The organism is Brachyspira innocens ATCC 29796 (assembly GCF_000384655.1).
GTDB lineage: Bacteria > Spirochaetota > Brachyspiria > Brachyspirales > Brachyspiraceae > Brachyspira > Brachyspira innocens.
In genome coordinates this window covers 21,396-32,277 of the sequence record NZ_ARQI01000096.1, presented here as the reverse complement: position 1 = coordinate 32,277, position 10,882 = coordinate 21,396, and the positions used below count along the sequence as shown (strand labels likewise).

Here is a 10,882-nt window from a genome sequence, read left to right as displayed (position 1 = left end):
GATTGGTTTGAGTTTTTAAATTCAAAAGATAAATTGGAGGATACTATGGAAATATTAGTAAAGAAAAATCCTATAATGAAAGAAGTATATGAAGAATATAATAAATTTGTAAAAAGTAATGATTTATATAATGGCTACAGTAATTATGAAAGAGATTACTTTAATGTTCTAATGCTTAATGAAGAGCGTATAAAGGGTATAGAAGAAGGAATGAAAAAAGGTATAGAACAAGGTATAGAACAAGGTATAGAACAAGGTATAGAACAAGGTATAGAACAAGAAAAATATTCTCTAGCTAGAAATATGAAAAATAAAAATATGGATTTAAATCTTATAAGCGAATTAACAGGGCTTAGTATAGAAAAAATAGAAAAATTATAATATAAAAAATTTATATTTTGAGTTATATATAAACAACCATAATTTTTCAAAAATATATTTTTTAGTTATTTGTCGTACTCTCACTCTAATAATGTTGTAAAGTATTTCTTTATAAATATGAATATGCTTTTATATAATGGGCTAATAAAAGAGAAATTATAAATGAGAGTAATATTATTATAGAAATAATAATAAAAATTTTTATTGTGAATGTAAAAAAAATCGCTATTATAATAGAAGATATTATTAAAGATAAAATCAAAGATATTATATAGCTAGCATTTACAAATATAAATCTGCTCCAAGGATTCATAAACTTAGATGACATTATATTAAAAACTGAAAGTATAGCTGATGATAATAAAGAGTTTGATATGCTTAATAAAATAATAATGTATTTATATTCATAAAATAAATATAATGCTATAAAAATTAATGCATACACAAATGATATCAATAATATATTTGAAATAGATTTAATGTTAAAGAAACGTTTATCTTCATTTATAAAAAGTTTTTCTAATATAAAATATACTATATTAGCTAATATTATAGAAATAAAATTCATAATAGGAAGAAAAGCATATTTATAATTAAATACTACTGCTTTATTCAAAATAATTTTTGTAATTAATATATATAAAATTAATGATATAACAAAACCAATATAAGAAAATAGAGTTTTATTTTTTATTTCTTTCTTGTAATTTTTAAAAATATTAGTATAAACTGTACGGGAATTGATAAACATAAATACTGAAAATAAACTAAATAAATATACGGCATTAAATGTTATTAAATTAAAATTATTTATATTGAGTAATGCTGTTAAATTTATTAAAGCTGATATTAAAGAGATTATTAAATTAACTCTTCCTTTGTATTGATATATTGGAGATGCATATTTGTTCATAATATTATTATATACTTTTTTAAATTAAATATTAGAATATATATAAAAAACTAGATTTTGTCAAAATAATTTTTTAAATTTAAAATATTTGCATGGCTTTTACCTGCCCCACAGTTATTTTATGACGTCTATCCGCCCGTGGCGTGGTATAAAAGAACCATACGCTGTACGCCTGTGGTGAAAGAACTGCATTATTCTATATTTAATAGGCATGTTTTTAATATAAAGTTCTAGCAATTGCGTTTTTCGCGTAGCGTATCCGAAAGGATAAAAACTTTGAAGAAGTCCGTAGAGCGTGTGCGGCAAAAAAGTTGATAATTTTATATAAAGTACATCAGTTGACAAACTTAAAAAATTTAAACATATGTAATTTTAAGCTGCATGAAATCAATTATCTAAAAAATCCAGATAAATTTTCAATAAATCCTGATATTGCATAGAATATAAAAGATGGTATAGCAACTATAATTATAAGTAGAAGCATAAAAATAGGGTATAATATATCATTAAATATTTTACTAAAAATTAATTTTATTTTATATATAAATACACTGGGATACGCTTTTTGTCCATTATTATTTTTTATGTTTTTGTCTGCATTATTTTCTATCAAAAGAGATATAACTTTTTTTTCAATATCAATATCTCTATGCCCATTATTTTTTTTATATGAAATTTTATGAAGTGCAGTATCTCCATCATTATTTTGTAAATTGATATCTATTCCATTTTTTATAAGCATTTCAATAATATTATATTCTTCTGTTCCTATATGATCTCTAGAAAGTATATAGTGAAGTATACCATTGCCATCATTATCTTGTATATTAATATTTGCTCCAAGATTCATAAGTGTTTCAATTTTATATTTACTATCTGGAACTCCTATAATTTCACTTGTGCCGAATTTAGGTTTACGATGTGAATCGTAGGACTTACTTACATCAAGTATAAGGCTTTTTCCAGCATTATTTTTCTCGTTAATATCCATTCCATTATCTAATAAAACTTTTACGAAATTAGAGAAATTATTAGTGCTTAAATTAGGTATATAGTCATACCACTCATAGCTACTATTCGTTATAGAGTAGGTTATGTATTCTTTATTGTTTTCAATTACATATTTAAATTCATCAATATTTTCTGATACTACTGATTTGTATAATGCTGATTCTTTATTTGTCGCTGCTAATTTTTTAAAATCATCACTCACTTGAGCATAAGAAATATACGAACTAATAATAAATATAATAATGCATAATAATTTCATCATAAATCTCTTTTTAATATTAGTTTTTTGATTATACAGTATCTTGGTATATTTTGTCAATATTGTTTTACAAGGTATAAATATTTCATTATAGTAACTGGAATTGAAATCAAATAATAAAAATATTAATGTTTTAAACGATTACTTTGTGAGATATTTTCTATCTGATAAAGGTATGAGGCAATATTATTGGACTTTATTAATTCAATAATGATTAATGCCAATATTAAGACTTTTTATTCTGTTGAAATACTACTCCATTTTAATTAAAATTTAAAATAGACAATAGTACCTAATATTGGATTTGCCTCATTTACAAATATATATAATAGAGTTAAAAAAATCAATAAAAATGCTTTATCTAAAGATTTAAATTATTGGCTTAAAATATTTACAAGCAAATATTTGGAGTTATCTATGTATGAAATAGTAAAAGAGAAACCTATAAATATAACAATTTTGTAAAAAGTAGATTAATGATGAATGAATAGACAAAAGACAAGCATATCTATATTGTAATCAAATAATGCTGGAAGAAAAAAGTAGATTAGTAATGAAACAAGAAAAATATTCTTTAGATAGAAATATGAAAAATAAAAATTTGTATTTAAATATTATAAGCAAATTAACATGGATTAGTATAGAAAAATAGAAAAATTATGATATAAAAAATTAATATATTGTATATTATTTTTCATCATAAACATCTTTTTAGCATATACCTAAACAACTATAGTTTGTCAAAAATAAAATCATATTTCATTTTTTAATATCTGTGGCTTTGCACTCCACGCTGTGTACTGTGAAATATCCTAGTTCTTTTGTGACGCTGTCATACTTTGGTGTGGCACAAAGAACCTTATATCCTCGATAAACTCGGATACGCTTCGCAAAAGACTGCATTTTTAGCCTAAATTTTAGGTATTACCATACATTTAATACATATATTTAAAATATAAAGTTCTATCAATTGCGTTTTTCGTAAAACGTATACGAAGGATAAAAACTTTGGCGAAGACGCGGCAAAAAAGTTGATAATTCTATATAAAGTGCATCAGTTGATAAAATAAAATTGTTCCATATATACTACAATGTTTACAATAAAGAAGTCCTGCTGTAATCTGTTATATCTGTGCCTATTTTTTGTGCTAATTCTTTTACTGTAATTTTTTTGTCATATATGGCATTAAGTTCGCTGTCAGTTGCTCCAACAAGCTCAACAAAAATAACTTTTCCATTAGGTGTGTTTATTTCTCCTGCTTCATCTGGTATTGTTATAAATCCAGTTATTTTAGATTTTTGTTTTGAGTCTATTCCTTCTTTCTGCTTAGTCCATATATATTCGTATGGATTAAATATTGAGCCGCTTTCAAATACATATCCCGCTAATTGCTGTAAAAATCCTACTGCTGATTTTATTTCATCATCTGAAGCATCTTCATCTTTGGTGTTATTCGCTTGTTTTTCATTCATTTTTAATTTAAAAGTAAGTTCAAACCCAAATCCGCTGTATTCTTTATCTTCTGATTCTTTTTCATAAAGCTCGCTAAATCCATAAGTAACAAAATGATAGTATCCATCTCCTCTGTAAACGCTTACTCCGTCAAGAGGGTCTTTTCCTCCAAGTTCATAGATTATTATGGGGCTGTAGTGCAAAGGCTCTTTTTGTTCTTTATATATTTTCTCAAAAGCTTCAGTTATAGCATCAAAACCAGAAGTGTTTATTTCTTCATTATTTAAATCATTATTGTTTAAATTTTCTACGCTCATAATGTTCTCCGATTATTATGTTAATTATTAAAATTTAGTATAACAGAAAGGATACATATATCAAGATATTTTAATTATTACTGCTTGAAAAATTATAAAAATATTCTAATATACAAATTATAAATTGATATTCAGGATAAATGAATGATAAAAAAAGAAATACAGCAATTATTTGAATTAGGAAAAAATGCTTTTAAAGAAAAAAGATATGAAGAGGCTATTTATAACTTAGAAAAGATAATTGATATTTATAATAAAGATTTAGTTTTTTATTCTGATAATGAATATATTATTTATAATGAAGATGATACTGATAATATGCATGCTCTTTTGGCTAATACTTATTATAATATAGGAGCTTCCAAGCATAATCTTAAAAATTATAATGAGGCTATAGAATATTTTAATAAGACTCTAGAATTGGATTCTTCTTTTTTTGATGTTTATTACAGTAGGGGAGTAGATGAGTATCATTTGAAATTTTATGAAAATGCCGTTTCTGATTTTACTAAGGCTTTAGAAGTTAATCCTAATTTGCAGAATGCATATTATATAAGGGCTTTATGCTATGTTAAGATAAATAAACATAAAAAGGCTATTGAAGATTTTGATACATTGCTTAACAGTTTCGATGAAATAAATTATATTTACTATTATTACAGAGGACTTTCAAAGTTTCACTTAAATTTATTTGAAGAAGCTGTAAAGGATTTTGATATTGCCGCCTACTATTTACCCAATGAAGGATATATTTATTATGATAGGGCATTAAGTTATTCTAAATTAAATATGTTTGATAAGTCTATAAGAGATTATACAAAGGCTATAGAAATAAATAAAAATGAGATAGACGCTTATTATAATAGAGCTTCATCATACTGTGAAATAGAAGAATATGATAATGCAATAGAAGATTATAATAAAGTTATAGAATTAAATCCTGATGATGATGAGGCTTATTATAATAGGGCTTTAACATACTCAAAAATAGAAGAATATGATAAGGCAATAAAAGATTATGATAAAGTTATAGAATTAAATCCTGATGATAAAGAAGCTGTTTATAATAGAGCTTTATGCAAACAGAGCGTTAATTTATTTGAAGAGGCAATAAAAGATTTTAATGCTATAATTAATTATGATAATATATTTGTTTATTATAATTTGGGTATTTGTTATTTGGAATTAGAGAGATACGAAGAATCTGTTAATAATTTTGATATATTTATAAAAGCTAATCCTGATTATGCTGATGCTTACTTTTACAGAGGAACTTCTAAGTCTGGTTTAGAACATTATGAAGAAGCTATTGAAGATTATAATAAAACTTTGGAATTAGATAATATACATATAGATGCTTATTATGAAAGAGCTATGTCAAAAATTAATTTAAATTTATATGATGAGGCAATAAAAGATTTTGATGAAGCCCTATTTCACATAGAATCAGATTCTGATAGAGCTTATTTATATACTTTGAAAGCAGCTTTAAATGAAATATCAAAAAGATATGATGATGCTATAGAAAATTATACTAATGCTATAGAGCTTGGAAATGAATGTTATTATAAAAGGGCTATTGCCAAACATAATGCAGTATTAATAAAAGACGCTCTTAATGATTATAATAAAGCTATAGAATTAGAACCTAATAATTATGAAATATATTTTTTCAAAGGAAATGCTGAACTTGATTTATCTTTATATGAAGAAGCTATAAAAGATTTTGACAGGTCTATAGAGTTAAATCCCAATGTTGATGAAGTATATTATAATAGAGGTATTGCAAATGAGGCATTGAAAAATTATGATGAGGCTTTTAGAGATTATGAAATGACTGTGAAATTAAATCATAAACATGATTATGCTTTTAATAATTTGGGAAGCTATTATGTGAGAGTAAAAGAATATGATAAGGCATTAGAAAATTTTTATAAAGCATTAGAAATAAATTCTGAGCTTGCTTTGCCTTATAGTAATATAGGAGAAATTAAATCAAGACTTGCATTAATAGAAAAAGAAAAAAACAATATAGAAAATTATAATAATTTAAATAAAGAAGCATTAGAATATTTTAATAAATCATATCAAACAGCTTTAAAAAATAATGATGAATATGAAATAAATTCAATTATAGATGATATGAAAGAATTATCACATGAAAATATAGAGCCTGCAATAGAGTTTTTAAAAAATAATAATATTGATTATTAGAACATTTCTGTTAATCTTAAATCCCATATTAAAAGTATAAGCCAAGTATATATAAATCTGTTACTTGCATTATTAAACTCTATATTAATTTTTATTTTATCATTATAATTGGTTTCAGTATTGATAATTTTTGTTTTTATATAAAAATCTTGATTATTGTATGAATCTTTATAAGAATATCCGTTAATTTCGTAATAACTTTTATGTTCTGTATTCATATCATACTTTTTAGAAAATGCTTTTACCATGCCGTAGCTTATTTCTATATTTTGTAATTTATTTAACGCTTCTTCTAAATTATTTATTTGTATATTTGTAAACTGCATTATCGGCTGTGATAATTCATAGTCTTCAAGCTGTTTTTTCCATTTTGATATAATACTCTCTTCCATTTCTATAGGGCTTGATAAACTTACAAAATAATTATCATTTATATTTACTGTATTATCATCGTAGTTTGTATAACTACCATCGCCTGAATATCTGAATGTTGTTATAAAATTATTATTTTCATCAAATAAATTCCAAACTAAATTAACAGCAAATTTATTCATTATTGGATTATCAATAAATATTTCTTTAAAAAAATTGAAATTGTACTTTTTCCCTGTTAATAGAATTTTTATCAAATTTCTACTCTGATTTTTTATAATATTTGGAATTTCTTTTTTTATGTATTTAATTTCTTCTTTTATACTATCATCAAAATCTTTAGGTATTTGCTTTAATATTTTATTTTCTTTAATATCAAAATAATCTATAGTATAATCATTTTTCAAAATTATTTTATATTGATTGTTATTTATTATTTTCTCTCCGTTTCTATCAAATCCGAAATTTGGTATAGCTTTTAATCCAAATTCATAAACACTCAAATTATTTTCTTCTGCTATATCCTTAATTATCCTTTCTGTCATTATTCTTATTTCATACTTTTTACTTTTTTTAAACACATTATAAAGCATATTAATAGCATATTTACTATTTTTATTTAAAGAAAATATAATCAAGCATAATTTTGAATCTTTTTCTTTTTTATAAATCTCTCTTAATGCTTCATCGCCTCCATATATTCCATACATAATAGCTGATGTTTCTTTGTTGGTGTTTTCATATATTGTTTTTACTGCATTTATAAAAGATTTTTCATCAATTAAATTTATAATATAATCTATTTGTTTTATTCTGTAGGCTTCTCTTTTTAATTCTAAATATGATAAGTAAATATATTTTATTATTTTTTTATCTATATTTTCAATTTTTATATCATCTATAAATTGTACTTTTTTATCATCTTTTTTATTATAGTTTTTATCTATATAATTATAAACTTCTTCTATACTATTAAAACTTTCAATATAATTTGGTATTAACTCTTTTAATTCATTATAAAAATTATTTATTAAATATCTTTTAAGAAGAATAACTTTTTTATTTTTATGATTTTCTATAATTTCATATATCTTTTTTACATTGTTTTTTATAAAATCATTTAAATTATTTTTTTCTTCTTTATCCAAAGTCAATGCATATAGATAAATCTTGAATTTAAATGTTAATTCTAATTTAGAATCTTTATTAAAATTACTCATATCCGAAAGATTATCAATATTCCAATCATCTAAATTTTGATTAAATGAAGATGTATTTGAAAACATACTTCCTGCATCTTTTAATTTTTTTGTATTCCAATTATTAATAGGTCGATTAAAATCTCTTGCAAACATAAACATACATCTCATATTTGTAACATTACTTACATTCCAATTATTAAGAGACTGATTAAATGCATAAGCCAATGAAAACATACCAGACATCTCTTTTACTTTAGAAGTATCCCATTTAAATAAAGGCTGATTAAATTTATGAGCAGATGAAAACATGTGATTCATACTTTCTACATTACTTACATTCCAATCATTTATATTTTGATTAAAATTCTCAGCACAATGAAACATATCGTTCATACTTTGAACTTTACCTACATTCCAATTATCAAGAGGCTGATTGAAACTTTTAGCATTCATGAACATACTATTCATATTTATCACATTGCTTACGTCCCAATCATTCAAAGGCTGATTAAATTTGTCAGCCAAGAAAAACATATAAGCCGTATTTTTTACTTTAGAAACATTCCATTTACTAATATCTTTATTAAAATTCCTATTAGCAGAAAACATACCAGCCATATTTTCTACATTAGAAGTGTCCCAATTCTCTATACCGTCATAATTATCTCTATTAAAAAAATCGAATAAGTTTGCCATATCAGTTATTAAGCTGGTATCAATATCACCTAAATAAATACTTTCATCTTTTATTAAATCTTTTAATTCTTTTTTGGAAGTAGGCTTGTATTTCATATTTATTCCTAATGGTATATTATTTTAATAATTAAATATTCTTTTTGAAGTATTGCTAATAAATTAAGAATGTTTTGTTTTCTTTCATTATTCAGTTTTTTAATTATTTAATATTACTCCTGATTTTTTCTGAAACAATTTTATGAAAACATATTTTTATTCCATATTATGTTAAATAATTCTATTAATAATTTTGTGCGTTTTTCTATTTCTATTTTTCCAAATTTTGAATAATGCTCAAAATGAATATTATATTCATTTTGAAATTGTTTAAATTTTGGGTTATTTTTATAACTTATTTCGTTTAGAGATGAAGCGTATATATTTTCTTGTGAATATTTTATTACCTTTTCTTGATATATGCTATCATTTAGGCTTGCATTAATGCTTTTAGGTAATAATAACAATGCTCCAATTTTATTTCTATAATGTTCAAATTCTTCTTTACTTGAATATTCATTTTGAAACCATTCATAATGATTAGATATAACATGTTCTATTTCATAAGGATTTTTAGTTTCATTATTCATATAATTAACATAATTTTCAGGCTGTGAAATTTTTTCTTCTATAAATGAAATTATATGTGCTAAGAAATGTTTTAAATATTTTTTATTAAAATTATTTAAATATAAATTATTTAATGTTTCAGAAATATTTAACTTTAAAGCTTTGTATTCTATTTTTAAAGTATTTTTTAATACGTTTATATTAGAATTAGAGTTTCTTATATTCTTTGTTATATTAAATATGTTATACTTTATTGTATTATAGGTAACTCTGCTGTAATTAAGTGTTCTTGATAAAATATAAAATTCTATAAATCTAGAAACTAATATTATTTTTTGAGATACGGTTTGCATATCATCTTTATAACATATAGAAGCAAGTAATAATTGCATTTGAAAAGTAAAATCAAGTTTAGCGTTATAAAATATATATTTGTATTTTTTATTATATGTACATTCATAATTTTTTATTGTTTTATATATATAAGCAAAATATAAAAATTTTTCAATAAAATCTTTATAATCTTTAGATATTTTTAATCCTAATTTATCTTTTTCATCACGAACCCATTTATGAAATTCGCCCCCTATAATTTCAAAATCTTTATTTTCAGCACCTGATTTACCCTGACGAATAGTATCAGCATATTGAGCTCTTAACCATACTTTTATAAATGTTTCATCTTCTTTATTATCATTTTCTTTTAGACTGAGTATTTTTTCTTTCCATTTTAAATTAAGTTCTTCTCTTTCTTTATCATCTTTTATTTCAGCAAGTATGTATCCTTTAAGCATTTCTGTAGAAGTTAAACTTAAACCTCTGTCATTCATACTTATAAATATTTTGTGAGCATCTTGCTCAGTAGAAGCAACAATTTCAATGAAAAAAAGTTTTTCTATAAGCCAATCACAAAAATGTAGTAGATTTTTTTCTGTAATATCATCTGGAAATATATCACTTATATATTGATAACCTTTATATAAATTTTTTACTGATTCATTAGAATTGATTGTATCAAATTCATTATTGTTAAAAATTGCCTCCATACATTCTTTTCTTTCATCTATATTTATGTTAAATGATTTTACTCCAAAGGACTGAGAAAATATCATAAAAGGAATACTATCATGAGTTTCATTTATTTCTTTTAACTTATTATTAAGATAAATTAATAATAATGTTAAAGATGATAAACGCTGCTGACCATCAATTATAGCGTTTTCTCTTCCTGCTAAAACAATTGAACCCATAAAATACCCGCCATAATTTGCTACATCTTGACGCGTATGTACATCTTTATAATATTCTAAAAATTCTGATGTAATATCTTCAATTAATTCACCTATATGTTTTTCTTGCCACATATATTCTCTTTGATAATAATGGATAGTATATTTTGTATTTTGCAATAATTCTTTTAATGTTTTAGGTTTACCTTCTATTTTATTCATGATTATT

General features: G+C 23.1%; 7 protein-coding genes and 1 pseudogene. 3 read left to right on the top strand and 5 right to left on the bottom strand.

The window, feature by feature from the left end; translation table 11 throughout:
• On the top strand, positions 1–381 hold a 381-nt coding region (locus F811_RS0104935), incomplete at its 5' end, for a hypothetical protein (protein WP_020004172.1).
• Between the two features lie 109 nt (positions 382–490).
• Here F811_RS0104935 and F811_RS0104930 read toward each other — a convergent pair.
• Both F811_RS0104930 and F811_RS0104925 read right to left on the bottom strand, forming a co-directional pair.
• Positions 491–1,294: a hypothetical protein gene (locus F811_RS0104930; protein ID WP_020004171.1), complete on the bottom strand. Its 804-nt coding sequence runs from the start codon at positions 1,292–1,294 to the stop codon at positions 491–493.
• A gap of 391 nt (positions 1,295–1,685) precedes the next feature.
• Entirely contained in the window at positions 1,686–2,564 is an 879-nt protein-coding gene (locus tag F811_RS0104925) for an ankyrin repeat domain-containing protein (RefSeq protein ID WP_020004170.1), read from the bottom strand.
• A gap of 97 nt (positions 2,565–2,661) precedes the next feature.
• On the opposite strand from F811_RS0104925, the pseudogene F811_RS16010 reads away from it, so the two are divergent.
• Positions 2,662–3,216, top strand: a pseudogene (locus F811_RS16010) (hypothetical protein).
• 443 nt (positions 3,217–3,659) lie between these two features.
• On the opposite strand, the gene F811_RS0104915 reads toward F811_RS16010, so the two are convergent.
• A complete protein-coding gene (locus F811_RS0104915) occupies positions 3,660–4,334 on the bottom strand; it encodes a suppressor of fused domain protein (protein WP_020004168.1) in 675 nt (224 codons plus the stop codon).
• A gap of 144 nt (positions 4,335–4,478) precedes the next feature.
• Between F811_RS0104915 and F811_RS0104910 the strand changes: the two genes are divergently transcribed.
• Complete coding sequence (locus F811_RS0104910) at positions 4,479–6,548, top strand: tetratricopeptide repeat protein (protein ID WP_020004167.1); 2,070 nt, start codon at positions 4,479–4,481, stop codon at positions 6,546–6,548.
• On the opposite strand, the gene F811_RS0104905 is transcribed toward F811_RS0104910, so the two are convergent.
• Both F811_RS0104905 and F811_RS0104900 read right to left on the bottom strand, forming a co-directional pair.
• Positions 6,545–8,914, bottom strand: a complete 2,370-nt coding sequence (locus F811_RS0104905; protein WP_020004166.1) for a BspA family leucine-rich repeat surface protein — start codon at positions 8,912–8,914, stop codon at positions 6,545–6,547. The genes F811_RS0104910 and F811_RS0104905 overlap by 4 nt on opposite strands.
• Before the next feature lie 140 nt (positions 8,915–9,054).
• Positions 9,055–10,875, bottom strand: a complete 1,821-nt coding sequence (locus F811_RS0104900; RefSeq protein ID WP_020004165.1) for a DUF262 domain-containing protein — start codon at positions 10,873–10,875, stop codon at positions 9,055–9,057.
• Between the last annotated feature and the right edge of the window lie 7 nt (positions 10,876–10,882).

Bases quoted from the DNA above. Each gene is read 5' to 3' on its own strand.
- F811_RS0104930 (WP_020004171.1), bottom strand. From the start codon at position 1,294: ATGAACAAATATGCATCTCCAATATATCAATACAAAGGAAGAGTTAAT.
- F811_RS0104915 (WP_020004168.1), bottom strand. From the start codon at position 4,334: ATGAGCGTAGAAAATTTAAACAATAATGATTTAAATAATGAAGAAATA.
- F811_RS0104905 (WP_020004166.1), bottom strand. From the start codon at position 8,914: ATGAAATACAAGCCTACTTCCAAAAAAGAATTAAAAGATTTAATAAAA.
- F811_RS0104900 (WP_020004165.1), bottom strand. From the start codon at position 10,875: ATGAATAAAATAGAAGGTAAACCTAAAACATTAAAAGAATTATTGCAA.
- F811_RS0104925 (WP_020004170.1), bottom strand. From the start codon at position 2,564: ATGAAATTATTATGCATTATTATATTTATTATTAGTTCGTATATTTCT.
- F811_RS0104910 (WP_020004167.1), top strand. From the start codon at position 4,479: ATGATAAAAAAAGAAATACAGCAATTATTTGAATTAGGAAAAAATGCT.